The organism is Streptomyces sp. NPDC014764, from assembly GCF_043082785.1.
In the GTDB taxonomy this organism is placed as follows: Bacteria; Actinomycetota; Actinomycetes; order Streptomycetales; family Streptomycetaceae; genus Streptomyces; species Streptomyces althioticus.
In genome coordinates, this window is record NZ_JBIBXY010000004.1 from 85,423 (window position 1) to 109,603 (window position 24,181).

Here is a 24,181-nt window from a genome sequence, read left to right on the forward strand (position 1 = left end):
TCACGAGGACCCGGTCGCCAGAGGTGAACGACCGGGGCCTCGTTCTTTTCGGCCGCCGAATCCGCTCGGCCGGCCCGCACCGGCTCTCCGGGGCGGCGAGCCCTTCGACCGCCTGCTTGCACTCCCCCGGGGACCTGTCTTCGCCACCCCGGTCAGGCCGGCGGCATCCCGCGCTCCGCGATGCCGCTCTCGTAGGCGACGATGACGAGCTGGGCGCGGTCGCGGGCGTTCAGCTTGGAGAGCAGGCTGCTCACGTGCGTCTTCACGGTGGGCAGGCTGATCACCAGGTGGTCGGCGATCTCCGCGTTCGACAGACCCTTGGCGATCAGTACGAGCACCTCCTGTTCCCGCCGGGTGAGCCCGACGAGCCGGGGGGCCGGCCGGGCGGCCGTGTCCTGGTGGGAGAAGTTCGCGATGACGCGACGCGTGACGGAGGGGGCCAGCACGCCCTCGCCGGTGGCGATGACGCGGATGCCCGCGACCAGGTCGTCCGGCGAGGCGTCCTTCAGCATGAAGCCGCTCGCACCCGCCTGGAGGGCCGGGTAGACGTACTCGTCCATGTCGAACATCGTGAGGGCCAGCACCCGTACGCCGGCCAGTGCCGCGTCGGAGCAGATCTCGCGGGTGGCGGCGATCCCGTCCATGACGGGCATCCGCAGGTCCATCAGGACGACGTCCGGTGTCAGTTCACGGGCGAGCGCGACGGCCTCGGCGCCGTCCCCCGCCTCCCCCACCGTCTCCATGCCGGGAGTCGAGTCGACGAGGACCCGGAAGCTCCCGCGCAGCAGCGCCTGGTCGTCCGCGATCAGGACCCGGACCGCCTCGGCCATTCCGCATCCCTCGTACCTCGGGTCGCCGCCGTGCTCGGCGGTCCGACGCCTCGTCAGCCTGTCTCCCCGGCACTCTATCGGCCGGGCCGGTGACCGCCGTCAGCTTTCCGCCGCCACCAGTTCCCCCGTCCCGTCGTCCCCGGCGGTGACGGTGACGCCGTAGGGCTCCGCGAGCCGCGCGAAGTCGGTGAGGATCTCCTTGGCGTCGACCGGACCGGCCAGCCGGGGCCGCCCCCGCCGGTGCACGGGCTGCCCGAAGCCCAGGTCGACCGGGTGCAGCCGGGCACCGGTGAAGACCCCGTCCTCGAAGGTGAGCACCGGCACGAGCGACTGCCAGTACCGGCGGTGCGGGGCGAACATCCGCCGGCCGTGGGCGGTGATCCGCTCGAAGTACCCGCCGGGGGTGGGGGCCTCGTCCGTGCCGGCGCGCGCATAGTCCTCGGCCGGGATGCGGTCGGCCAGTTCGATCTGGCTGACGATGTTGCCCAGGCTGTGGAAGACGGGCCTGCCCCGGTGGAGTTCCACGCCGCGCAGCATGTGCGGGCCGTGTCCGACCACGGCGTCGGCGCCGGCGTCGATCACCGCGCGGGCGAAGTCCCGCAGGAACTCGGCGGGCGTCTCGGGCGCCGGGCCGGGTTCGTGGGAGTGCACGCTGACCAGGACCAGGTCCGCGCGGCGGCGCGCCTCGGCCACCCACCGGGCGATGTCGTGGACGTCCCGCGGGTCGCAGGCGGTGGTCAGGCCCGGGGTGTCCGCGGTCTCGAACCGGGTGCCGAACAGCGCGAGCCGGCCCGGTCCCGGCATGGCGGGGTCGAACCCGAGCAGGGTGCGCGCCTCGGCCCGCCGGGACCGCAGCCCGGTGGCGCCGTCGATCTCCCGCAACACCTCCAGCTGCGCGGCCGTCACCCGGAGCGTCACGCCGTGCCGCAGCGGGCTGAGTCCCGGCCGCCCCGGCAGGTCGGGGGACGGGGCGGCCGCCTCCTGCCCGTCCCGGAAGGTGGCGGTGCACGCGATCAGCGCCAGGCTGCCGCCCGGCCGGTCCACGTAGACCGGGCGCCGGGCCGCGGTGAGGTCGGGGCCGATCCCCGCGAACGGCACACCCTTGGCGCGCAGCAGGTCCGCCGTGCCGAGGACTCCCTCCGTGCCGAGGTCGAGGGCATGGTTGTTGGCGCAGCTGAGGACCGAGAAACCCATCGCCGTCACGTCGTCGAGGACGGCGGGGTCCGCGATCAGGCCGCCTCCGCTGGCCGCGTCGGGTACGGGGTGGCCGCGTCCGGTGGCGGGCGCGACCTCCAGGTTGGTGAAGGCGAAGTCGGCCGTGCGCAGCACCTCGCCCAGCCGGCCGGCGGCGGGGTCGGAGGTGAGCGGCGCGCCCCGCGTGATCATGCAGTCCCCGGTCAGGGCCACGGTCAGGCGGCTCATGAACGGCTCTCCTCCACCGCTCGCACGAACGCCTTGGCCCGGTCGGGTCCGGAGAGCTCCACGCGCTTGCCGGCCACCTTCACGGTCGGGGTGAGGGCCACCCCGCGGGAGGCGGCGACGTCGGACACGTACGTCACCCAGGGCCGGTAGGTGCCGTCGCGGACGCACCGCTCGAAGGACGCGCCGGTGATGCCGACGTCCCGGCCGAGGGCGACCAGGCGGTCGGTGTCGAGGCCGGGGCCCTGTTCCGGCGGCTGCGCGTCGAAGAGCGCCGCCGTGTAGGGCTGGAACCTGTTCTGGTCCGCGGCGCAGGCCGCGGCGGACGCGGCCCGGGTGGAGTAGCCGGCGGGGGCGCTGCGGTCGTCGAGGAAGGCGACCGGGTGGTGGACGACGCGCACCTCTCCGCGTTCCTGCATCCTCCTCAGTTCGGGTGCGAGGGCCTTCTCGGTGATGCGGCACTCGGGGCAGAGGTAGTCGAGGTAGAGGTCGACCCGGACCGGACCCTCGGACGTGACGAGTCCGGCCCGGTCGGCGGCCACGCCGGCGGGGACCTCCTCGGGGGCCTCGCCGGGCTCGGTGTTGGTGGCCCGGACGAGGCCGGCGCCGACGAGCGCGGCGCCGAGCACCGTGACCACCGCCGCGAGCGACACCAGCACGGTGCGGCGGCGTCGCCGGCGCCGGTGCACCATTTCCCGGACCTGGACGTCCGTCGACGGCTGCATGTCTAACGCTCCTTTGTTTCCAGGACCCAGCGGTCCAGGGCGTAACGGGTTCGCGGGCGGGTGATCAGGAACGCGGCGGCACCGAGGAAGGCGAGGTCGCGCGCGATGTCGACGACGTAACCCCGCTCCGCGCCGCCGGTGAGGGTGCCGCCGCTGCTGAAGCAGCCGCAGTCGATGGACATCCCGCGCGCCCACACCGAGGCGATGGCCGCGATGTACGTGACCATCAGCAGGGCGGTGACGGCCGCCACCGCGCGGGTGGCGAGCCCCGCGAGAAGCAGCAGGGCCAGCGCCAGCTCTGTGAACGCCACGGCGGCGCCGACGAGTTGTGCGCTTTCCTCGGGGACGAGCTGGTAGAGGGCGACGGTACGGCCGGCCTCCGTGAGGTCCTGGACCTTCACCCAGCCCGCGTAGCCCAGGACCGCCGCGAGGACGACCCGGGCCGCGGTGCCCGCCCATGTCCGCACGATCGTCACGGCCGGGCCCCCCTCACTGCGTCCGGGAGAACCGGTAGGTGGCGAGGCCCAGTACGGCGGCGGTGAGGGCGGCCAGCACCCCGAGTTCCGCGTACACGGGCGGGTTCCAGTCGCCGAGCATCAGCCGGGTCTGCTCCGAGGTGAGGACGTCCGGGCCGGGAAGGGTCCGGCGCACGGCGTCGACGCCGTAGGTCAGCGGGTTCAGCTTGACGACGGTGTCGAGCCAGCCCGGCAGCCCGTTGGGCGGGAACATCGCGCCGGAGAAGAACATCAGCGGCATGAGACTGAGGTTGACCACGATCTGGAAGGTGTCGACCTGCCGGATGGTGACCGCGGCGAGCAGGCCGAACGAGGTGAAGAGCAGGGACACCAGCAGCAGTTCGACGAGGACGACCAGCAGCATCGGCGTGTACCGGACGCCCGCGATGCCTCCGACCGCGAGCAGGGCGAGGCCGTAGACGACACCCGTGGTCGCTCCGCCGAGCGCGAGGCCGAGGACGATGCTCGACCGTGGGAACGGGGAGACGAGCATCTGGCGCAGCATGCCGAGCCGGCGGTCCCAGACGAGCGAGATGCCCACGGCGATGGCCGGGGCCTGCACGGACATCACGAGTGCGCCCGGGAACAGGTAGGCCCGGTAGTCGTTCAGCTGGGCCTTGCCGAGCGTGGACGACGCCGCTTCCAGCCCCGTGCCCAGCACGACCAGGAACAGCAGCGGGGTGACCAGGCCCATGACGAGGCGCAGCGGATTGTGCCGCAGCCTGGTCATCTCACGCCGCCACAGCAGGGCGTAGGGCCGTGCGGTGTGCCAGGTCCGCCCCTCGGACGGGGGCGGGGCCGGTTTCGTCACGGTGACGCTCGGCGGGATGTCGGTCCGGGTCATCGCAGTCCCTCCCCGAGGCTGTCGAGCGAGCGGGCGTCGGACCTGCTGTCCCTGATCGCGGTCCCGGTGTGGTGCAGGTAGACGTCGTCGAGCGAGGGCGGGGTGACGGTCACCGACCGCACGGTCAGGCCCAGTCCGGTGCACAGGCGGGGCACCGTGGAGGCGCCGTCCTGCACCCTCAGCCGCAGCCCGCCGCCGGGGGTGCTCTCGGCCGTCAGTCCGAAGCGGTCCGACAGCAGGTCCACGGCCCGCCGGTCGTCCTCGGTGCGCAGGTCGACGACATCGGCCCCGATGACGGACTTCAGCTCCGCGGGTGAGCCCTCCGTGACCAGCTTGCCGCGGTCGAAGATCGCGATGCGGTCGCAGTGCTCGGCCTCCTCCAGCTGGTGCGTGGTGAAGAAGACCGTGATGCCCTGCTCCTCGCGGAGCCGGTCCAGGTGGTGCCAGACGGCCGCTCGGGTCTGCGTGTCGAGGCCGGTGGTCGGCTCGTCGAGGAAAAGCACGCGCGGGGAGCCGAGCAGGCCGCGGGCGATCTCCAGCCGCCGGCGCAGACCGGTGGAGAAGTGCCGTACGGGGGTCCTGTCGCGTCCCGTGAGCTCCATCATGTCGAGCATCGCGGCTACCGCGGCGCGCGCCTCGGCGCGGGCCAGACCGCACAGGTCGGCCTGGAAGCGCAGATTCTCGGTGGCCGTGAGCTCCAGGTCGAGCGTCGACTCCTGGAAGACGATGCCGATCCTGCGCCGCACCTCGGCGGCGTGCGTGGTGACGTCGAACCCGGCCACCTCCGCGCGGCCCGCCGTGGGCCTGAGCAGCGTGGTGAGCATGCTGATGGTGGTGGTCTTGCCGGCGCCGTTCGGCCCGAGGAACCCGAAGGTGGCCCCCTCGGGGACGTTCAGGTCGAGGCCGTTCACGGCCGGTGTGGTGCCGTAGTACGCGTAGAGGCCCTCGGCCCGGATCGCCGTCATGAGCCGCCTCCGGTGCGGCGCACGGCCAGCACGGTGCGGAACACGCCGACCTCTCCGGGCTCGTCGACCGGGCGGCCGTCGGCCTCGACCCAGGCGTGCGCGGCGAAGGGCTGCACCCGGAAGCCGGTGCACCAGTCGGCCCACCTGCCCCGGACGCGGAGCAGCAGCACGGTGGCGACGGACCGCTGGAGGCAGCCGAGGCCCGCGCAGCGGGTGCTGACCGAGACGACGGACCGCCGGGCCCGTGCCACCTGGGCGTACCCGGCAGGGCGGGAGCCCTTGCTCAGTACGCGCAGCACCCGGTGCAGCCGGGCCGGGGGCAGCCTTACCAGCAGGCGGGCGGCGCCGGCCGCGCATCTCGGGGCGATCTGCCGGTGCAGCGGGAGGCGCGTGGCCTGTTCCGCGACGGCGGGCGTGGTCACTGTGTCACCTCCACGAGGTCGGCCTCGCTCAGCGAGCGGACCAGGGCCAGCACGTCCTGGTGCACCCGCTCCTCGCTGACGGGGGCGGACTCCGACAGGCTCGCGGCGGCCGCGGCGGGAGTGTCGCCGTCGAGCAGCTTGTGCAGGATCGCCGAGCCGGAGGCGTTCAGCTGGTAGTAGCGTCCGCGACGGCCGTCGAGCAGGACCGCCCCGGAATCGACGGGCGTGAGGGTGACATCGCGGGCAAGACTCAGTTTCATCGGTTCTCTCCGGTGTCCTGGGGGTGCGCCCGCAGCCAGCTCTCGCACGCCACCGTGGTCTGGATCGGCTGGAGGTGATGGGACATCGGCCCGGGGTTGAGCACCGCGGACCGGAAGGCGTCCGGGTCGACGAGGCCGAGCCGGGCCAGGAGCGAGTCCTCGCAGAGGTCCAGGATCCGGTCCCGGTTGCGTTCGATGCCCCGGAACGTCTCGGCGCTGAACTCGCCCTTGTCGCGACGGGCGAGGAAGTCGCCGGGCACGAGGTCCCGCACGGCGGTGGTCAGCAGCGGCTTGAACCGTCCGGCGGCCAGCCGCTCGTCGATACGGGTGGCGAAGGCCGCCTCGAGAACCCGGTCGTCGAGGAACGGCGCCTCCCAGACCAGGCCGGTGCCGGCGACGGCGGTGTTGACCTGCCGGACGGTGTTCCCCTCGAACACGACGGAGGACAGCGCCTGGTGCCGGGCCCGGTCGGCGTCCAGCGGTTCCGGGTTCCGTTCGGCCGCCGTGGTCAGCAGGTCCCGTACGGCGGCCACCGCGTCCGGGGTGGCCCAGGCGGGCATGCGCGGCGCGAACACCCAGCCGAAGTCGGGCTCGTTGACCGGCGGGGGCGGGGCGGTGATCCGCCCCGCGACCTCGCTCAGGTTCCGTGCGAACGTCGAACGGTCCGCGAGCTGCCGCAGGGTGCTGCGCCAGGGCCAGCGGTTGGCCAGCCGGTAGCGGTTCACCAGTCGCAGGCCGTCGGCCGGGCGGACGCGGGCAAGGGACCAGGCGCAGGCGGGCATCCGGCCGAAGAGCTCGTCCCCGCCGAACCCGGACAGGTGCAGGGCCGCGCCCTCGGCGGTGGCCCGCCCGGCGAGGTCCCGGATGTGTGCGAGTCCGGAGGCCCACGTCGAGGGGCCCTCGGGAGCCGCGTTGACGGTGTCGGCGGTGTAGCCGATGTCGAAGAGGTTGGCGGCGCGGTCCGCGGCGAGCATGTGGTGGCGGGCGCGCGGCAGATGCGCGGCTGCCTTGCGGGCCCACGCGGTGTCCTCGTTGGCCTCGTCGAGCGGCATGACGTGGTAGGTGACCAGGTCGGCGCCGGCCGCGTCGGCGAGGAAGCACAGGGTGGTCGAGTCGAGTCCGCCGGAGAGGTCCGCGCTGATCGTGCGGTGCGGGTCCACACGGGTCGCGAGGGCGTCGGTGAGCGCGGAACGGACGGCCCCGGCACCCTCCTCCAGCGAGAGGGTCGCCTCGGGCAGTCGCCACCATCGGACGCTGCGGGCCCGGCCGTCGGCGCCCAGTTCCAGCCAGTGGCCGGTGGGCAGCGCGTCCACGCCGCGGTGGACCGGGCGCAGCGAGAGCGGCCAGGGCGCCCCGCCGGGCGCCAGCAGCCGTGCGGCCAGCAGTGTCTCGTCGAGTCCCGCGCCGGTGAGGCGCAGCAGCGGGTCCACGGCGCTCGCGGCGACCGTCACCCCGTCGACCCGGGCGGTGAAGACCTGCCGCACGCCGGCCACGGAGCCCTGGAGGCGGACCGCGCCGTCCAGGGAGACCGCGAGGTGGAAGACCCCGGGCAGCCGGGACGCGACCTGGTCGACGTCGTGCAGCGAGCGCATCCGGCCGACCGCGGAGGCCGTCCCCGCCGCGTCGGGCCGGGTGTGTCCGAACACCGCCAGGCGGTGGGTGCCGGCCTCGGCCACCGTTGCCTCGCCCTCGGCCCAGTCGCCCACGATCCAGGGCCGGCCCGACGCGTGGTCGATCCGCTTCGGCGCCGCCACCCGGTCCGCCAGCGCGGCGCCGGCGGGACAGTCCGGAAGCACTGTGAATTCCATGTCGCCTCACTCCCCCGGGCGGTGCCGGTGCGCCCCGAGGGGCACACCGGCACCGGTGCGATCACCAGAAGCAGACGACGGCGTAACCGCAGCCGGCGAAGTCGTTGCAGCTCCCGATGCCGAGGCACTTGGTGAGCTCGTCGAAGTCGCCGATCTCCTGCAGGGCGGGCGGCTCGTAGATCGCGGTCATGGTTCCTCCCGTGGGTCGAACGGCCCGGGCCGACCTTTTCGGCTCCGTGACCTGTCCGGGAACCTACGAGCGGTCATGTCCCACGTGCATGGGGCACATGACTCAGGCGCGTCCCGTCACCCGTCCCACGAGCGGTGCCTGAGCAAGCCGGCCGTCAGCGCGGCCGCGGTCCACGCGAGCAGCACGACGAGACCGGTGAGGGCGTCGCCGGAGTCGACGGTGAGCATCTGGGCGCCGGCCCGGTCGGGGAACCAGCGCGCCACCTCCTTGGTCGCCCCGATGACGGACAGGATCTGCGAGCCGACCAGCACCAGCGGCAGCAGCACGGCCAGCGGAAGGACGGCACTGCGGGCGGCGGCCGCCACCCCGACGGCGAGCAGGCTCATGAGGGTGAGGTAGACGACCGCGCCGGCCAGGGCGCGCGGGACGCCGTCCGCGTCGAGCGACGACCCGTGGGGGCCCAGCGCGACTTGGGTGACCAGGTACGACACGACCGTGACCGGGAGGGCGACGGCCAGGGCCGCGACGGCGGTGACGGCCGTCTTGGCCAGGTAGAGCCGGCCGCGCCGGGGCACCGCCAGCAGCGAGACCCGCATCATGCCCGAGGTGTACTCGCCGGACATCATCAGCACCCCGAACACGATCAGGGCGAGCTGGCCGTAGAGGATGCCGTCCAGGCCGGCCTGCTCGGGCGTGAAGTCGGAGCGCAGCCCGGGGTTGTCGGACTCGATCGCACCCCTGGCGGACCAGCCGCCCAGCGCGGCGATGAACACGCTGAGGGCGACGAACAGCAGCAGCGCGACGGACGTGGCGCGCACCGCCCGCATCTTGGTGAACTCCGCCCGCGCGGCCGCGAGGGTCTCAGACATGCGTGGGATCTCCTCCGTCGTCGACGAGCTTGAGGAAGGTCTCCTCCAGCGAGCCGGTGTGGGTGCTCAGTTCCTCGACGGGGACGCCGGCCGCCGCGGCGATGCGGTTCACCTCGGCCGCGGGCAGGCCGTCCACCTCCAGGGCGCCGTCCACGGCCCGCCGCACCGAGGTGGCGCCCTTCGCCTGGAACTCCTGCGCGGCCCGCAGCGGTTCGGGGGTCCGGACCCGTACGAACGTCCGGCCGTGGCGTCCGATGAACTCCGCCACGCCGGTCTCGGCGAGGAGCCGGCCCCGGCTGATCACGACCAGTTCGTCGGCGACCTGCGCCATCTCCGCCATCAGATGGCTGGAGACGAGGACGGTGCGGCCCTCGGCGGCCTTGGCGCGCAGCAGTTCGCGCAGCCATCGGATGCCCTCGGCGTCGAGCCCGTTGACCGGCTCGTCGAGCACCAGGACCGGGGGGTCGCCGAGGAGGGCCGCCGCGAGGCCGAGGCGCTGTGCCATGCCCAGGGAGAAGGTGCCGACCCGTTTACGGGCGGCTCCCGTGAGACCGACCGCGTCGAGCACCTCGTCCACCCGGCGGCGGGGGATGCGGTTGCTGCGCGCCAGCCACGACAGATGACCGACGGCGGTCATGCCACGGTGCGGGGCCGACGTCTCCAGGAGCGCGCCGACGTGCCGGAGCGGGTAGGTCAGGTCGCGGTAGGCGCGTCCGCCGACGACGGCCGTGCCGCTGTCGGGGCGGGTCAGGCCGAGCATCATCCGCATCGTCGTGGACTTCCCGGCGCCGTTGGGCCCGAGGAAGCCGGTGACGACCCCCGGTCGCACCGTGAAGGACAGGTCGTCGACGACGGTGGCGGGCCCGTACCGCTTGGTCAGTCTCTCGGCAAGCATCACGCGTCGAGTCTCGCGGCGCGCACCCCTCGGCCGCATCGGTCCGCGGTCGGGAACCCGGCGCGGTTCCGCGCGGACGCCCCTCATACCCGAGGATGAGTCGGTGCCGGTGAGGCCCTGGGACTGCTGTCACCGACGACCCGGGACAGCACACCTGGAGTCCCAGGGCAGCACACCTAGAACGGCAGGGTGGCCGTCACCCGGAAGCCGCCGCCGGGCCGGGGGCCGGCCCTGAGCGTGCCGCCGTGCGCGGCGGTCCGCTCCTTCATCCCGACCAGCCCCATGCCCCCGCCCGGCACCGTCGTCCGGCGTCCGGGGCCGGGGCCGTCGTCGGTCACGTCCACCGTGAGCACCCCCTCCCGCGCCGTGACGTCCACCCGGCAGCCGGTGGGCGCGGCGTGCTTGACCACGTTGGTGAGGGCCTCCTGGACGATGCGGAACGCCGCCAGCGCGACACCCTCCGGCGGCTCCTGGTCGTAGCGGGTGCGCAGTTCGACGCGGGCGCCTGCCGCCTCGGCGGTCTCGAGCAGCGCGGGCAGATCCGCCAGGCCGCGGGCGGGCCGCAGATCTCCTGCCTCGCTCCGGTCCTCACCGCGCAGCACGGTCAGGGTGGCGCGCATGTCGCGCAGCGCCCGGCGGCTGACGTCCTCGATGACCGCCAGGGCCTCCTTCGCCTCCTCGGGGCGGGTGGGCACGACGTGGTTGGCGATGCCGGCCTTGACGGCGATGAGTCCCACGCTGTGGGTGACGACGTCGTGGATGTCGCGTGCGATACGCAGGCGTTCCTCGGTCTTCGCCTGCTCGGCGGCGTGCTCGATGGCGCGCCGGGTACTGCGTCCGCGCTCCCTGACCGCCGAGCCGGCCGCCCAGGTCGCGCCGAGCACGAGGAGGCCGAACACGGCCTGCACGGCGGTGCTGCCGCCCTGGTAGGACTGCCCGCCCGACAGCGTGAGCAGGGCCGCGACCGCCGCGCACAGCGCGGCGACGGCGACGGCCGACACCCCGGGGTCGCGCCGCCGGGTGGTGGCCACCGTGTAGACGGCGTAGGCGGCGGCCAGGAACGAGGCGGGTCCGAGGCCGGCGGCCAGCGCCCCGCAGGCGGCGGCCAGGACGAGGACGAAGACCGGCACGGGCCACAACCGCCGTACGGCGAGCGGGAGCCCGGCCCCCAGGGACAACAGCCACAGGAGGCCGCCGCCCGTCCCGCCGTCGACGGCCGGCCGCAACAGCGACACCTGCGGCAGGAGCGTGAAAGCACAGGCCGCCGCCCCGTCCAGCACGAGCGCACGCCTCCGGGACCCCTCACCCATGCCGTCGAACGTAGGCCCTCGCTCCACGGCCCGTCCAACGGGCACAGGGCCGGACGTCCGCGTGTCGCACGCCGAGGTGACCGTTTCGGACAGTGTCGTCCGCCCCGCACCACGGCCCACACGGGCGTGCGGCCCCGCGGGTCGCGCGCCCGGAGCCGCCCCCACCACCGCCGACGCCGGGGACGCGGTGGTCCGGCGGGGCCCGGCCGATACTCACCCCTCGGGCCGTACAGGGGCGTTGGCGTCCTTGCGTTCTGTCCGGACGTGTCCACATACTCGGCATCACGAGCGCCCTGCGCGCTCCGATGCAACACCATGCCTGCGCCGACAGGTCATGGCCACGGGGGCCGCTGAGAAGCCACAACTGACTACGTCACGCCCGGAGTCGGTCGCATACGGACCGACCCTTCGTCGCGTGTGCCCCTGGGGACCGTACGGCGCCGTCCGCACCACGCCGACGCATTTCTGGGGGATGTACGAGATGACCGTCAACCTGTTCGTGGTCAGCGACAACCCGGTATCCCTCGCCGGGCTGGAAACGATTGTCGATCAGGATGAGGAGTGCGCTCTCGTCGGCCGTGCCACGGACGACTCGGACGACCTCCGATGTCTGTCGGACCTGGCCGGCACGGCCCTCCACCCCGACGTGATCGTCCTGAGCGAACCGTCCTCCAGCAGAACCGTCTCCGCACGCGTCCGGCACATCGCCTCCGCCTTCCCCGACGAGGCGTCCCGGCCGCACACGATCGTGGTGGCGCAGAACGACGACGACGAGATGATCGTCTCGGCCCTCAGGGCAGGCGTCAACGGCTACCTCGCCCGCCTCGGTTCGGCCGACGAACTGCTTCGCTCACTGAAGCTCGTCGCCCGGGGCGGCGCCGCCTTCTGCCCCAGCGTCGCGGCCCGCATGAGCCGCTACTTCTCCACCATGCAGGGCCCGCACGACAGCACCGGGTTCCCGGGGCTCACCAGCCGCGAGCTGGAGATACTCGAGCTCCTGGCCGGCGGCATGGGGAACCGGCAGATCGCCCGCCGGCTCTTCCTGGCCGAGAAGACCGTCCGCAACTACGTCTCGCGCATCTTCGCCAAGCTCGAGGTGCACGACCGGGCGACGGCGGTGGTGATGGCCCGGGACGCGGGTTTCGGCGAGCCCGCCGGGGAACTGGTGCGGAACAGCGCGTGAGCGCACCGGAACGGGAAAGCCCCGCTCAGACACTGTCTGCGCGGGGCTTGAAGAAGAGCCGCCTTCGGGATTCGAACCCGAGACCTACGCATTACGAGTGCGTTGCTCTGGCCATCTGAGCTAAGGCGGCGCGCCGTGTGCACCATGGTGCGATCAGCGACGTCGGTAAGTCTACACAGTTTCCGGGGGTGCTTCGTACCGCCCCCGGAGGCGGGCAGGGGCCGTCGCCTCCGGGGGTGGCCGTACCCGCTACGAGCAGCGCTTTCCGTCCGCCGGAGGGGTGCCGTCGATCAGGTACGTGTTGATCGCGGAGTCGATGCAGGAGCTGCCGCGGCCGTACGCGGTGTGGCCGTCGCCGTCGTAGGTGAGGAGGCGGGCCGAGGAGAGCTGGCCGGCCAGGCCCTCCGCCCAGCGGTACGGGGTCGCCGGGTCCCGGGTGGTGCCGACGACCACGATCGGCGCCGCACCCTTCGCCTCGATGCGCTGCGGCTCGCCGGTGGCCCGCACCGGCCAGTACGCGCAGTTCAGCGCGGCCCAGGCGAGGCCCTCGCCGAACACCGGGGACGCCTTCTCGAAGTCGGGGAGCGCCTCCCGCACCTGCTCCGGGGTATCGAAGGCGGGCGGCAGGTCCAGGCAGTTGACGGCCGCGTTGGCGGACATCAGGTTGCTGTACGCGCCTCCCGCGTCGCGCTCGTAGTAGCTGTCGGAGAGGACGAGCAGTCCCGCGCCGTCGTCCTCCTTCATCGCCGACGTCAGCGCCTCGTGCAGCCGCTGCCAGGCCGCCTCGTCGTACATCGCGGCGATCACGCCCATCGTCGCCAGCGACTCGGTCAGCCGGCGGCCGTCGGCGTCTCCGGCGGGCAGCGGGCGGGCGTCGAGCTTCTCGAAGAACGTCTTGAGGTTCTCGCCGACCCGCTCCGGGCTCGTGCCCTTGCCGCCCAGCGGACAGTCGCTGCGCCGCACGCAGTCCTTCGCGAACGCCGTGAACGCCGTGGCGAAGCCCTCCGTCTGCTCCAGGTTGAGGCGGCGCGCGCTCAGTGACGGGTCCATCGCGCCGTCCAGCACCAGCCGCCCGGTCCGCTCCGGGAACAGCCCCGCGTACGTCGCGCCCAGCAGCGTGCCGTACGACGCGCCGACGTACGTCAGCTTCTCGTCGCCGAGCACCGCCCTCACGATGTCCATGTCCCGGGCCGCCTCGACGGTCGAGACATGGCGCAGCAGCTTCGGCGCCTTCGCCCCGCACCCCTCGGCGAACGTCCGGTACGCCGAGACGAGCGCCTCGGTCTCCTTCTCGTCGTCGGGCGTGGTGTCCGTGCGGGTGTACGCGTCCATCGCGCGTCCGTCCAGGCACTCGACGGGCTCGCTGCGGGCGACGCCGCGCGGGTCGACCGCCACCATGTCGTAGCGGGCGCGCACATCCTCGGGGTAGCCGATACCCGCGTACATCTGGAGGTAGTCGACCGCCGAGCCGCCGGGGCCGCCCGGGTTGACCAGCAGGGATCCCAGCCGCTTGCCGGGTCCGGTGGCCTTCTTGCGGGCGACGGCGAGGCGGACGTCACCGGAGGACGGTTCGGCGTAGTCGAGCGGGGCCTTGACCGTGGCGCACTGGAACCCGGGAACGCCGCAGTCGCGCCACGCCGGTTCCTGTTCGTAGTACCCGGCGAGGACCGCGGGGGTCGAGCCGGGCAGCGGGGCGAGGGCGGCGGCCGCTCCCGCCACCGGTGAACTGGCCCTGCTGGTCGAGGTCCCGGAGGAGCAGCCCGCCAGCAGCAGCGCGGCCGCGGTGAACAGGGCTGCTGCGGTGCGGGTCCTGCGTGGGGTGCGGGTCCTGCGTGGGGTGCGCCGTGTGTGCATACCGGGAGCGTAACGGTGAGCGACCGGGCGGATGCTCTGTGCACACGCCGCGACCCGGACGAGTTGAGGCCTCCGGGGAAGAAGGCACCGCTCGGCCTGCCTGGGTGTCAGCCCGCCCTGAGCGCCATCGTCATCGCCTCCACCGCCAGCAGCGGCGCCACGTTCCGGTCCAGCGCCTCGCCGCAGGCCGCGATCGCCTCGATGCGGCGGAGGGTGGACTCGGGCGTGCTGCTGCGGGCCAGGCGCTCCAGCACGTCCTCGGCGTCGGTGTTGGCGAGGGCGATGCGGGAGCCGAGCTGCAACGCGAGGACGTCCCGGTAGAAGCTGGTGAGGTCGGCGAGGGCGACGTCGAGGCTGTCGCGCTGGGTGCGCGTCCTGCGCCGCTTCTGCATGTCCTCCAGGTCCTTGACCACGCCTGCCGTCCCGCGCGGGAGACGGCCGCCCTGGCCCGCCCCGAGCGCCGTCTTCAGGTCCTCGGTCTCCTTGCCGTCCATCTCCTCGGCGAGCTGCTTGGCGTCCTCGGCGGCCGCGTCGACCAGTTCCTGGGCGGCCCTCAGCGCGCCACCGACGTCCTCGACCCGCTGCGGCAGCTTCAGCACGGAGGCGCGACGGGCGCGCGCGGCCGGGTCGGTGGCCAGGCGGCGCGCCCGGTCGACGTGGCCCTGGGTGGCGCGGGCGACGGAGGCGGCGATGTCCGGCTCGATGCCCTCGCGGCGGACGAGCATGTCGGCGACGGCCTCCACCGACGGCGTGCTCAGGACGAGGTGGCGGCAGCGGGAGCGGATCGTCGGCAGGACGTCCTCGACGGACGGGGCGCACAGCAGCCACACCGTGCGCGGGGCGGGCTCCTCGACGGCCTTGAGGACGGCGTTGGCGGATTTCTCGTTGAGCCGCTCGGCGTCCTCGACGAGGATCACCTGCCAGCGGCCGTTCGCCGGGGCGGTGAACGACTTGCGGACCGTGTCGCGCATGTCCTTGACCAGGATTTCCGCGCCGACGGCGGCCACCGTGGAGACGTCGGCGTGGGTGCCGACGAGCGCGGTGTGGCAGCCGTCGCAGAAGCCGCAGCCGGGGGCGCCGCCGAGGGCCCGGTCGGGGCTGACGCACTGGAGGGCGGCGGCGAAGGCGCGCGCCGCCTGGTTGCGGCCCGCGCCGGGCGGGCCGGTGAACAGCCATGCGTGCGTCATGCGGGACGCCTCGGGCGGGGGCGCGTCGCTCGCCGCGGCGGTGACGAACGCGTCGGCGTCCCGGGCGGCGGCCGCGAGCTGCTCGCTCACCCGCTCCTGCCCGACCAGGTCGTCCCACACGGTCATGGGTCAGCCCCGCCTCTCCGTCGCGTCGTGCTCTGCCGGATCCATTGTGCGGGTCCGGACCGACACCTCCGTCCCGGCCGGCGCCCGGAGCCGGTTTCCACCGGACGCGGGGAACAGCGCCGGGCGCGCCCGAAGGCACGCCCGGCACGGTACAAGCTGCGCTTCAGCGCCGGCGCCACCGTCCTCCGCCGTCCCGGCGGTCGTCGTCGCCGTGGTCGTCCTCGTGCGGGCCGAGCAGTTCGTCGGCCAGCGACGGCAGGTCGTCCAGCGGGGTCTCCTCCGCCCAGTCGGGACGTTCCCGGCGGCGCGGGGCGCTCCCGGCGTCGACCTGCGGCAGCTCACGCGTACGGTCCTCGGGTTCCTCCGCGCCGCCCGCGGGGCCGGGCTCGCCCTCGCGCACCGGCGGCAGCACCGCCGTCTCGTCCGCCGCGCCCGGAGGCACGGAAGGCAGCACCGCCGTCTCGTCCGCCGCGCCCGGCACCTGCGGCCGGGGCAGCTCGGTCGTCACCTCGGCGTCGGCCGGCGCCGGACGGTCCGCGTGCCGCGCCGCTTCCTCGTCCCGTACGCGCGGCAGGACGGCCGTCTCGTCCACGGGGCCGCCGGTCGCATTGGTCGGCGTGACCACCGGCGTCGGCACGGTCAGCGCCTCGTCGGCGTCCTGACCCGGGGCAGGCCGGGCCGGGGCCTCGGAGGGGGTCGCCGCGGTGCGCGGGCCCGCCTCCGCCGCGGCCGCCGCGCGCTCGGCGAGCTGCCGGGCCTGTTCGGCGCGCAGCAGGGCCTCCTCGGCCTTGCGCTGCTTCTCCAGGCGCTGTGCCTCGGCCTCCGCACGCAGCCGCGCCTCTTCCTCCGCCTGCTTGCGGCGGCGCTCCTCCTCGGCCTTGCGGCGCGCCTCCTCCTCGGCGCGCGCCTTCTCCTCGGCGAGCAGCCGCTGACGCTCCTCCTCGGCGCGGCGGCGGGCCTCTTCGGCGCGCTGCCGGGCCTCCTCCGCCTGACGCTCGGCCTCCCGCCGCTGCGCCTCCTCCAGCTCGCGGCGCTTGCGCTCCTCCTCCTCGGCGCGCAGCTTGGCGAGCTGCTCCTGGCGCTCACGCTCCAGGCGCTCCTCCTCGGCCTTGCGGGCCGCCTCCTCCTCCGCCTTGCGGCGGGCCTCCTCCTCGGCCTTGCGGCGCGCCTCCTCGCGGGCGGCGATCTCGGCCTCGGACAGCGGCAGGATGCGGTCGAGCCGGTGCCGGATCACCGTGGTGACGGCCTCCGGCTCCTGGCCCGCGTCGACCACCAGGTAGCGGCCGGGGTCGGCGGCGGCGAGGGTGAGGAAACCGGAGCGCACGCGCGCGTGGAATTCCGCGGGCTCGGACTCCAGCCGGTCCGGCGCCTCGGTGAACCGCTCCCGGGCGGTCTCCGGGGACACGTCGAGCAGCACCGTCAGGTTCGGCACGAGCCCTGCGGTGGCCCAGCGGTTGATGCGGGCGATCTCGGTCGGCGACAGGTCGCGCCCGGCGCCCTGGTAGGCGACGGAGGAGTCGATGTAACGGTCGCTGATGACGACCGCGCCGCGCTCCAGCGCCGGGCGCACGACGGTGTCCACGTGCTCCGCGCGGTCCGCCGCGTAGAGCAGGGCCTCGGCGCGGTGCGAGAGCCCGGCGCTGGAGACGTCCAGCAGGATCGAGCGCAGCCGCTTGCCGACCGGGGTCGCGCCGGGCTCGCGGGTGAGGACGACCTCGTGGCCCTTGGAGCGGATCCAGTCGGCGAGGGCCTCGGCCTGGGTCGACTTGCCCGCGCCGTCGCCGCCCTCCAGGGCGATGAAGAAGCCGGTGCCGGCGGACGCGGGGGCGGGGTCGTCGCCGCCGAGCAGCGCGTCCCGCAGGTCCTGCCGCAGCGGGACACCGGAGCGGTCGTCGACCTTGGCCAGCACCATCGCGGCGACCGGCAGGAGCAGGGCGCCGACGAGCATGAGCGTGAAGGCGGCGCCGCCGTGGGCGAAGACGAACCTGCCGTTCTCCAGGCGGTGCGGGCCGATCGCCGCCGCCACGACGGGGGCGATCACCGCGCCGAGTGCCACGTACACGCGGACGACCGCGTGCAGGTGCTCGGTGACCCGGGACCGGCGCTGCTCCTCGGTCTCCTGGTCGAGCAGGGTGTGCGCGATGTTGGCGGCCATGCCCGCGCCGACGCCGGCGAACGCCAGGATCAGCAGCACGCTGGTGACGTCCGGGACGAGCCCGGCGGCGAGCAGCGCGAGGCCCGTGAAGGCCAGGGTGAGGGCGAGCATGCGCCGCCGGGACAGCGACGGCAGCAGGGCGGGGGCCGTACGGATGCCGACGACCACACCGCCGGTGAGCGCGCCCACCATCAGGCCGAACAGGACGGGCCCGCCGCCCAGGTCCTTGGCGTGCAGTACGGCCACGGCGACGGCGGCCGCCACGGCCCCGGCCACGGACGCGCCCGCGACGACCAGCAGCGCCAGCGCGCCGGTGCGGCCCTTGTCGGGTCCGGCGGCGTGCCGCGGGCGGCGCAGGCCCTCCAGCGGCGAGCGCGGGCGGGGCGTGCGGGTGCCGGGCAGTTCGAGGAAGGTGACGACGGACAGCGACGCGGCGAAGAGTCCGGCCGCGACGTACGAGGGGAGAGCCGCCTGGTGCTGGCCGAACCACTCGATGCCTGTGCCCAGCAGGTTGTTGAAGAGGGCCGCGGCGACGAGCGTCAGGGCGGCGAGCGGTATCGCCACGAAGCCGGTGCGCAGCGACAGGCGACGCAGGGCGTCGAGATGGTCGGGCAGCGGCCGGATGCTGGCGCCCTCGGGCGGCGGTCCGGGCAGCAGCGCGGGCGCGGCGCCCTCGCGGGACACGGCCCAGAAACGCTCGGCGACGCCGGCCACGAACGCGGTGACGAGCAGGATCGCCAGGGCGTTGTCGGACGTCCAGTCGATCCACAGCGGCGCGACGATCAGCAGGGCGGCGCGCAGTCCGTCCGCGCCGACCATGGTCCAGCGGCGGTCCAGCGGCCCCTCCTGCGAGGTGAGCGAGGTGAGCGGGCCGAGGAGCACGGCGCCGAACAGCAGCGTCGCGAGGATCCGCACGCCGAAAACGGTCGCCACTGCGAACGCCGCTCCGCGGTACCCGCCGCCGAAGGCCTGCTCGGCGACCGACGCCTGGAGGACGAGGAGCACCAGCACGAGGAGGGCGAGGACGTCGCCCACCCCGCCCACGAGCTGTGCGCTCCACAACCGTTTCACCTGCGGTCGGCGCAGCAGGGCGCGGACGGCACGCTCGCGGGAGTCCGCGACAAGGGCGTCGTCGGGGGCCGGTGGGGAGGCCGTGGGCTGCTCGGCTCGCGTCATGCGTTCAGCCTATCGGCCCGGGGGGACACCCCGGGGCCGACGCGCCTGACATGCACACGCCCCGACACGGAACCCTGCCGGGACGTTCGCATTCCGAACGCCGGGCGGCGGAACCCGGCGTCAGGGGACGGGGGTTCCACTGCCCGGCGGGACGGGGATCAGTCCTCCGCGCCGTTCGCCGCGGCCGTCTTCTTCGCGGCGGTCTTCTTCGCCGTCGTCTTCTTGGCGGCCGTGGTCTTCTTCGCCGCGGTCGTCTTCTTCGCCGGGGCCTTCTTGGCCGTCGTCTTCTTGGCGGTCTTCTTCGCCGTCTTCTTGGCGGGACCCTTGGCGCGCTTCTCGGCCAGCAGCTCGAACCCGCGCTCCGGCGTGATCGTCTCCACGCTGTCGCCCGAGCGCAGCGTCGCGTTCGTCTCGCCGTCGGTGACGTACGGGCCGAAGCGGCCGTCCTTGACGACCACCGGCTTCTCGCTGACCGGGTCGGTGCCCAGCTCCTTCAGCGGAGGCTTGGCCGCGGCCCGGCCACGCTGCTTGGGCTGGGCGTAGATCGCCAGAGCCTCCTCCAGCGTGATGGTGAAGAGCTGCTCCTCCGACTGCAGCGACCGCGAGTCCGTGCCCTTCTTCAGGTACGGGCCGTAGCGGCCGTTCTGCGCGGTGATCTCCTGGCCCTCGGGGTCGGTGCCGACCACGCGCGGCAGCGACATCAGCTTCAGCGCGTCGTCGAGCGTCACGGTGTCCAGGGACATCGACTTGAAGAGCGACGCGGTGCGCGGCTTGACCGCGTTCTTGCCGGTCTTCGGGGTGCCCTCGGGCAGGATCTCCGTCACGTACGGGCCGTAGCGGCCGTCCTTGGCGACGATCGTGTGCCCGGTCGCCGGGTCGGTGCCCAGCTCGAAGTCGCCGCTCGGCTTGGCGAGCAGTTCCTCGGCCAGCTCGACGGTCAGCTCGTCGGGCGCCAGGTCCTCCGGGATGTCGGCACGCTGGTGCTCCTCGGTGTCCTTCTCGCCGCGCTCGATGTACGGGCCGTAGCGCCCGACCCGCAGCACGATGCCGTTGCCCACCGGGAACGACGACACCTCGCGCGCGTCGATCGCGCCCAGGTCGGTCACCAGTTCCTTGAGGCCGCCGAGGTGGTCCCCGTCGCCGTTGCCCGCGTCGGCCGCGCCGGCGTCGCCGCCCGTGGCGAAGCCGCTGTCCGGCACGGTCTCGCCGAAGTAGAAACGCTTCAGCCACGGCACCGCACGGGCCTCACCGCGCGCGATGCGGTCGAGGTCGTCCTCCATCTTCGCGGTGAAGTCGTAGTCGACGAGCCGGCCGAAGTGCTTCTCCAGCAGGTTGACCACGGCGAAGGAGAGGAAGGACGGCACCAGGGCCGTGCCCTTCTTGAACACGTAGCCGCGGTCGAGGATCGTGCCGATGATCGACGCGTACGTCGACGGGCGGCCGATCTCGCGCTCCTCCAGCTCCTTGACCAGCGACGCCTCGGTGTAGCGGGCCGGAGGCTTGGTGGCGTGGCCGTCGACCGAGATCTCCTCGGCGCTCAGCGCGTCGCCCTCGGCGACCTGCGGCAGCCGGCGCTCGCGGTCGTCCAGCTCGGCGTTCGGGTCGTCGGCGCCCTCGACGTAGGCCTTGAGGAAGCCGTGGAAGGTGATGGTCTTGCCGGACGCGCTGAACTCGACGTCCCGGCCGTCGGCGGCGGTGCCGCCGATCTTCACCGTCACGCTGTTGCCGGTCGCGTCCTTCATCTGCGAGGCGACGGTCCGCTTCCAGATCAGCTCGTAGAGCTTGAACTGGTCGCCGGTCAGACCGGTCTCGGCGGGCGTGCGGAAACGGTCCCCCGAAGGACGGATCGCCTCGTGCGCCTCCTGCGCGTTCTTCACCTTGCCCGCGTAGGTGCGCGGCTGCGGCGGCAGGTAGTCGGCTCCGTACAGCTGCGTGACCTGGGCGCGGGCGGCGGCGACCGCCGTCTCGCTCAGGGTCGTCGAGTCCGTACGCATGTAAGTGATGTAGCCGTTCTCGTACAGCTTCTGCGCGATCTGCATCGTGGCCTTCGCGCCGTAGCCGAGCTTGCGGCTCGCCTCCTGCTGCAGCGTCGTCGTACGGAACGGCGCGTACGGCGAGCGGCGGTACGGCTTGGACTCGACCGAGCGGACCGCGAACCGCGTGTCCTCCAGGGCGGCGGCGAGGGCGCGGGCGTTCGCCTCGTCGAGATGGAGGGTGTTGGCGCTCTTCAGCTGCCCCAGCGAGTCGAAGTCGCGGCCCTGCGCGACCCGGCGTCCGTCGACCGTCTGCAACCGCGCGACCAGCGTCGACGGGTCGCTCGCGTCACCGGCGCGGCCGGTGGAGAAGGTGCCGGTCAGGTCCCAGTACTCGGCGGAGCGGAACGCCATGCGCTCGCGCTCCCGCTCGACCACGAGCCGGGTGGCGACGGACTGCACGCGGCCGGCGGACAGCCGCGGCATGACCTTCTTCCACAGGACCGGCGAGACCTCGTAGCCGTAGAGACGGTCGAGGATGCGGCGGGTCTCCTGGGCGTCGACCAGCTTCTGGTTGAGCTCGCGCGGGTTGGCCACGGCCTCCCGGATCGCGTCCTTGGTGATCTCGTGGAACACCATGCGCTTGACCGGGATCTTCGGCTTGAGCACTTCCTGGAGGTGCCACGCGATGGCCTCGCCCTCGCGGTCCTCATCGGTGGCGAGGAAGAGTTCGTCGGACTCCTTCAGCAGGTCCTTGAGCTTCTTGACCTGCGCCTTCTTGTCCGCGTTGACCACATAGATCGGCTGGAAGTCATGGTCGACGTCCACACCGAGGCGGCGCACCTCACCGGTGTACTTGTCCGGAACCTCTGCAGCGCCGTTGGGGAGGTCGCGAATGTGCCCGACGCTCGCCTCGACGATGTAGCCGGGGCCGAGATAGCCCTTGATCGTCTTCGCCTTGGCAGGCGACTCGACGATGACGAGTCGGCGGCCGCCGTTCGCGGTCTCGCTGGTCGGGGACAACTTCGCTCTTCTCTCCGTCGACGCTCGGGCCTCCCCAGGCGCTTCTCCCCGGGGTCGGGTCATGGTGACGCTGCGGAGTGTGACGGTACATCCCGCCCCCGTGTCAAACGGGAAAAGCCCGCAACGGCCACTCGAACGGTAACCCGACTACCACCGTTCCTGCCGCCCGGAGTGTCCAGACTCCGCCCGCTCTTATGCGGAGGGCGATCCTTCGGTTACTGCGGGGTCCGGCCCCCGGTGCGCGTCAGAGACGGCCGAAGCACCAGGCGCCCAGGGCCAGGGAGACGAGCGCGACGGTCCAGGCGAGCGTGGTCGATGCGACGCGGTTCACACCGAGGGCGACCGGGCGGTGCAGCCGCGCACGGGACACCGTCCAGGCCAGCAAACCGGCACCGAACAGGCAGAACACCGTTCCCGCGTAGATCGCCGGCCCGCTCTCCATGGTCGCCCGCGTCCCCTCTCGTCCGTCCCTGCGCCGACTGCTCGGGACGCTGTCACGCGTGGGCGGCGGGAGGGCGAACCGGAGGTGAACGGATCGGCTCGGGAGGGCGGCGAGGGGTCCGGAAGCGGGCACGCGGGGTCCGCTTCCGAAAACTTCAGCGGGATCCGGACCGTCCCGCCCCGGGGCCGACACGGGCGTGAAAGATGCGGCGTACGACACAGAGGTGTACGGGAGCCGGTCACCGTGGCGCGTGTGGCTCGGCGTGGTGCGGTGTCGTCGTCGTCCGCGGGACGGGCTGGCCGCGCAGTTCCCCGCGCCCCTTCGGGGCGCGTCCACCGCAGCACCTTCAAGGGCGAGGGGAACTGCGCGAGCAACCACCGACCACCCGCACCCGAGATCCAGGGGCGAGGGCCCCTCAGTCCACCGGGTCCAGGAACCCCTGCTCGACCAGCAGCCGAATCTGCGCCGGGGTGCGGTCGCGCAGCAGGACCGGGTCCTCGCCGAGGAGCTGGGCGATGGCGTCCAGGATCCGGCCCGCCGTCATGGTGCCGTCGCAGACGCCGGCGAAGCCGGCACCGATGGTGTCGACCTTGGTCGCCCGGCGCATCCCGCGGTTCTGGCGCAGCACGACGTGCTCGGGGTCCTCGGCGCCGGGCAGCCCGACCTGCTCCTGGACCACCTCGGGAGCCAGCTCGAAGCGCGCCTCCAGCAGCGCCGCGTCGTCGTGCGACCGCAGGTAGTCCAGCCGCTCGAAGTGGGCGCGGACCGTGTCGCCGAGCGGCTGCTCCACCGGGTGCGGCCACTCCTCCACCGTGACCGACGGCACAGCTGCGTCCGTCCGGCGCAGGGTGATCCAGCCGAAGCCGACCGCCCTGACCTTGCGCGCCTCGAACTCGTCCAGCCACGCGTCGTACCGCGCCCGGTACTCCGCCTCGTCCCCGCGGTGGTCGCCCGCGTCCCGCAGCCACAGCTCGGCGTACTGCGTCACGTCCTGCACCTCGCGCTGCACGATCCACGCGTCGCAGCCGCGCGGCACCCAGGAGCGGAGCCGGTCCTGCCAGTCCTCCCCCTCGACGTGCTGCCAGTTGGCCAGGAACTGCGCGTACCCGCCCTCGTCGAGCCGCTCTCCCGCCTGCTGGACGAGTGTGCGGCACAGGTCGTCCCCGCCCATCCCGCCGTCGCGGTAGGTGAGCCGCGCCCCGGGCGAGATGACGAACGGCGGGTTCGACACGATCAGGTCGTACGTCTCGTCGTCCCGCAGGGGGGCGAACAGCGATCCCTCGCGCAGATCGGCGGCCGGGACACCGGACAGCGCCAGGGTGAGCGCCGTGATGTGCAGGGCGCGCGGGTTCACGTCGGTGGCGGTCACGCGCATGGCGTGCCGGGCGGCGTGCAGCGCCTGGATGCCGGACCCGGTGCCCACGTCGAGCGCCGACCTCACGGGCGTCCGGACGGTGATGCCGGCCAGTGTGGCGGACGCGCCGCCGACGCCGAGCACCACGCCCGCCTCCCGGCTGCCGATGCCCCCGGCGCCGCCGACCGCGCACCCGAGGTCCGACACGACGTACCAGTCCTCGCCGTCGGACCCGCCGTACGGCCGGACGTCCACGGTCGCCGCGAGCGTGTCCGCGTCCGCGGGACGGAGCCAGCCGCTCTCCAGGCAGACGTCGACGGGCACGACGCCGTCCAGTCCCGCGCGGGACACCGGCTGCTGGAGCAGGAACAGCCTCACGAGCAGCTCCAGCGGCGTGTCCCCGCGGGTGGCGCGGAGCGCGGGCACGGTCTCGCTGCGGGCCAGCGCCGCGTACGCGGGGGCGCCGAGCAGGTCGAGCAGTCCGTCGGCGGTGAAGGAGGCGCCGAGCAGCGCCTCCCGCAGCCGGGCGGCGGCATCGGTGCGGTCGGACGAGGGCAGGGGCGGCAGGCTGGCGTCACTCACGCCCTCCATTGTGGCCGCCGCCCCCACCCGGCGCGCACCCGCGGCCGCTGAGCCGCCGTCAGCCGGGCGGCCCC

Annotated in this window: 20 protein-coding genes and 1 tRNA gene; 1 reads left to right on the top strand and 20 read right to left on the bottom strand. The window is 73.6% G+C overall.

Going from position 1 to position 24,181, the window contains the following annotated elements; genetic code table 11:
- Positions 1-152 precede the first annotated feature (152 nt).
- From ACF1AG_RS12250 to ACF1AG_RS12310, 13 genes are all read right to left on the bottom strand, one after another.
- The gene (locus ACF1AG_RS12250) at positions 153-830 is read right to left on the bottom strand and encodes a response regulator transcription factor (protein ID WP_359599854.1); all 678 of its coding nucleotides are present in this window, start codon (positions 828-830) and stop codon (positions 153-155) included.
- Positions 831-929: 99 nt separating this feature from the next.
- Positions 930-2,252, bottom strand: coding sequence for a lasso peptide C-terminal Trp epimerase (gene mslH / locus ACF1AG_RS12255; RefSeq protein WP_391809699.1), 1,323 nt, complete (start codon positions 2,250-2,252; stop codon positions 930-932).
- The gene (locus ACF1AG_RS12260; RefSeq protein WP_391809700.1) at positions 2,249-2,974 is read right to left on the bottom strand and encodes a DsbA family protein; all 726 of its coding nucleotides are present in this window, start codon (positions 2,972-2,974) and stop codon (positions 2,249-2,251) included. The genes mslH and ACF1AG_RS12260 overlap by 4 nt, the downstream gene beginning before the upstream one ends.
- Before the next feature lie 2 nt (positions 2,975-2,976).
- Positions 2,977-3,450, bottom strand: coding sequence for a MauE/DoxX family redox-associated membrane protein (locus ACF1AG_RS12265; protein ID WP_391809701.1), 474 nt, complete (start codon positions 3,448-3,450; stop codon positions 2,977-2,979).
- A 13-nt stretch (positions 3,451-3,463) separates the two neighbouring features.
- On the bottom strand, positions 3,464-4,333 hold the full coding sequence (locus tag ACF1AG_RS12270; RefSeq protein WP_359599861.1) for an ABC transporter permease: 870 nt from the start codon (positions 4,331-4,333) through the stop codon (positions 3,464-3,466).
- On the bottom strand, positions 4,330-5,298 hold the full coding sequence (locus tag ACF1AG_RS12275; RefSeq protein WP_391809702.1) for an ATP-binding cassette domain-containing protein: 969 nt from the start codon (positions 5,296-5,298) through the stop codon (positions 4,330-4,332). The genes ACF1AG_RS12270 and ACF1AG_RS12275 overlap by 4 nt, the downstream gene beginning before the upstream one ends.
- Complete coding sequence (locus ACF1AG_RS12280; RefSeq protein ID WP_102640378.1) at positions 5,295-5,720, bottom strand: lasso peptide biosynthesis B2 protein; 426 nt, start codon at positions 5,718-5,720, stop codon at positions 5,295-5,297. Before ACF1AG_RS12280 ends, ACF1AG_RS12275 begins: the two co-directional genes overlap by 4 nt.
- Positions 5,717-5,980 carry a lasso peptide biosynthesis PqqD family chaperone gene (locus ACF1AG_RS12285; protein WP_037640857.1) on the bottom strand — a complete coding sequence of 88 codons (264 nt, stop codon included), beginning with the start codon at positions 5,978-5,980 and terminating at the stop codon, positions 5,717-5,719. Before ACF1AG_RS12285 ends, ACF1AG_RS12280 begins: the two co-directional genes overlap by 4 nt.
- Positions 5,977-7,788, bottom strand: a complete 1,812-nt coding sequence (locus ACF1AG_RS12290) for a lasso peptide isopeptide bond-forming cyclase (protein WP_359599865.1) — start codon at positions 7,786-7,788, stop codon at positions 5,977-5,979. The genes ACF1AG_RS12285 and ACF1AG_RS12290 overlap by 4 nt, the downstream gene beginning before the upstream one ends.
- 61 nt (positions 7,789-7,849) lie before the next feature.
- Positions 7,850-7,978: an aborycin family tricyclic lasso peptide gene (locus tag ACF1AG_RS12295; protein ID WP_106963308.1), complete on the bottom strand. Its 129-nt coding sequence runs from the start codon at positions 7,976-7,978 to the stop codon at positions 7,850-7,852.
- Between the two features lie 116 nt (positions 7,979-8,094).
- The gene (locus ACF1AG_RS12300; protein WP_359599867.1) at positions 8,095-8,847 is read right to left on the bottom strand and encodes an ABC transporter permease; all 753 of its coding nucleotides are present in this window, start codon (positions 8,845-8,847) and stop codon (positions 8,095-8,097) included.
- The gene (locus ACF1AG_RS12305) at positions 8,840-9,742 is read right to left on the bottom strand and encodes an ATP-binding cassette domain-containing protein (RefSeq protein WP_359599907.1); all 903 of its coding nucleotides are present in this window, start codon (positions 9,740-9,742) and stop codon (positions 8,840-8,842) included. Before ACF1AG_RS12305 ends, ACF1AG_RS12300 begins: the two co-directional genes overlap by 8 nt.
- A 176-nt stretch (positions 9,743-9,918) precedes the next feature.
- A complete protein-coding gene (locus ACF1AG_RS12310) occupies positions 9,919-11,052 on the bottom strand; it encodes a sensor histidine kinase (protein WP_391809703.1) in 1,134 nt (377 codons plus the stop codon).
- Positions 11,053-11,467: 415 nt separating this feature from the next.
- Between ACF1AG_RS12310 and ACF1AG_RS12315 the strand changes: the two genes are divergently transcribed.
- On the top strand, positions 11,468-12,235 hold the full coding sequence (locus ACF1AG_RS12315) for a response regulator transcription factor (RefSeq protein ID WP_359599871.1): 768 nt from the start codon (positions 11,468-11,470) through the stop codon (positions 12,233-12,235).
- 56 nt (positions 12,236-12,291) lie between these two features.
- On the opposite strand, the gene ACF1AG_RS12320 is transcribed toward ACF1AG_RS12315, so the two are convergent.
- From ACF1AG_RS12320 to ACF1AG_RS12350, 7 genes are all read right to left on the bottom strand, one after another.
- Positions 12,292-12,365 (bottom strand) — tRNA-Thr (locus ACF1AG_RS12320).
- A gap of 119 nt (positions 12,366-12,484) precedes the next feature.
- Positions 12,485-14,089, bottom strand: a complete 1,605-nt coding sequence (locus tag ACF1AG_RS12325; protein ID WP_391809704.1) for an alpha/beta hydrolase — start codon at positions 14,087-14,089, stop codon at positions 12,485-12,487.
- 107 nt (positions 14,090-14,196) lie between these two features.
- Positions 14,197-15,402 (bottom strand): DNA polymerase III subunit delta', encoded by a 1,206-nt coding sequence (locus tag ACF1AG_RS12330; RefSeq protein ID WP_391809705.1) that lies wholly within the window; start codon positions 15,400-15,402, stop codon positions 14,197-14,199.
- Between the two features lie 163 nt (positions 15,403-15,565).
- The gene (gene tmk, locus ACF1AG_RS12335) at positions 15,566-18,733 is read right to left on the bottom strand and encodes a dTMP kinase (RefSeq protein WP_359599876.1); all 3,168 of its coding nucleotides are present in this window, start codon (positions 18,731-18,733) and stop codon (positions 15,566-15,568) included.
- A 158-nt stretch (positions 18,734-18,891) separates the two neighbouring features.
- On the bottom strand, positions 18,892-21,729 hold the full coding sequence (gene topA, locus ACF1AG_RS12340) for a type I DNA topoisomerase (protein WP_387795815.1): 2,838 nt from the start codon (positions 21,727-21,729) through the stop codon (positions 18,892-18,894).
- A 244-nt stretch (positions 21,730-21,973) separates the two neighbouring features.
- Positions 21,974-22,171, bottom strand: coding sequence for a hypothetical protein (locus ACF1AG_RS12345; RefSeq protein ID WP_359599879.1), 198 nt, complete (start codon positions 22,169-22,171; stop codon positions 21,974-21,976).
- A gap of 415 nt (positions 22,172-22,586) precedes the next feature.
- Positions 22,587-24,116: a methyltransferase gene (locus tag ACF1AG_RS12350; RefSeq protein WP_387795817.1), complete on the bottom strand. Its 1,530-nt coding sequence runs from the start codon at positions 24,114-24,116 to the stop codon at positions 22,587-22,589.
- Between the last annotated feature and the right edge of the window lie 65 nt (positions 24,117-24,181).

Bases quoted from the DNA above. Each gene is read 5' to 3' on its own strand.
- ACF1AG_RS12250 (WP_359599854.1), bottom strand. From the start codon at position 830: ATGGCCGAGGCGGTCCGGGTCCTGATCGCGGACGACCAGGCGCTGCTG.
- mslH (WP_391809699.1), bottom strand. From the start codon at position 2,252: ATGAGCCGCCTGACCGTGGCCCTGACCGGGGACTGCATGATCACGCGG.
- ACF1AG_RS12260 (WP_391809700.1), bottom strand. From the start codon at position 2,974: ATGCAGCCGTCGACGGACGTCCAGGTCCGGGAAATGGTGCACCGGCGC.
- ACF1AG_RS12270 (WP_359599861.1), bottom strand. From the start codon at position 4,333: ATGACCCGGACCGACATCCCGCCGAGCGTCACCGTGACGAAACCGGCC.
- ACF1AG_RS12275 (WP_391809702.1), bottom strand. From the start codon at position 5,298: ATGACGGCGATCCGGGCCGAGGGCCTCTACGCGTACTACGGCACCACA.
- ACF1AG_RS12285 (WP_037640857.1), bottom strand. From the start codon at position 5,980: ATGAAACTGAGTCTTGCCCGCGATGTCACCCTCACGCCCGTCGATTCC.
- ACF1AG_RS12290 (WP_359599865.1), bottom strand. From the start codon at position 7,788: ATGGAATTCACAGTGCTTCCGGACTGTCCCGCCGGCGCCGCGCTGGCG.
- ACF1AG_RS12295 (WP_106963308.1), bottom strand. From the start codon at position 7,978: ATGACCGCGATCTACGAGCCGCCCGCCCTGCAGGAGATCGGCGACTTC.
- ACF1AG_RS12300 (WP_359599867.1), bottom strand. From the start codon at position 8,847: ATGTCTGAGACCCTCGCGGCCGCGCGGGCGGAGTTCACCAAGATGCGG.
- ACF1AG_RS12305 (WP_359599907.1), bottom strand. From the start codon at position 9,742: ATGCTTGCCGAGAGACTGACCAAGCGGTACGGGCCCGCCACCGTCGTC.
- ACF1AG_RS12310 (WP_391809703.1), bottom strand. From the start codon at position 11,052: ATGGGTGAGGGGTCCCGGAGGCGTGCGCTCGTGCTGGACGGGGCGGCG.
- ACF1AG_RS12325 (WP_391809704.1), bottom strand. From the start codon at position 14,089: ATGCACACACGGCGCACCCCACGCAGGACCCGCACCCCACGCAGGACC.
- ACF1AG_RS12330 (WP_391809705.1), bottom strand. From the start codon at position 15,402: ATGACCGTGTGGGACGACCTGGTCGGGCAGGAGCGGGTGAGCGAGCAG.
- tmk (WP_359599876.1), bottom strand. From the start codon at position 18,733: ATGACGCGAGCCGAGCAGCCCACGGCCTCCCCACCGGCCCCCGACGAC.
- ACF1AG_RS12345 (WP_359599879.1), bottom strand. From the start codon at position 22,171: ATGGAGAGCGGGCCGGCGATCTACGCGGGAACGGTGTTCTGCCTGTTC.
- ACF1AG_RS12350 (WP_387795817.1), bottom strand. From the start codon at position 24,116: ATGGAGGGCGTGAGTGACGCCAGCCTGCCGCCCCTGCCCTCGTCCGAC.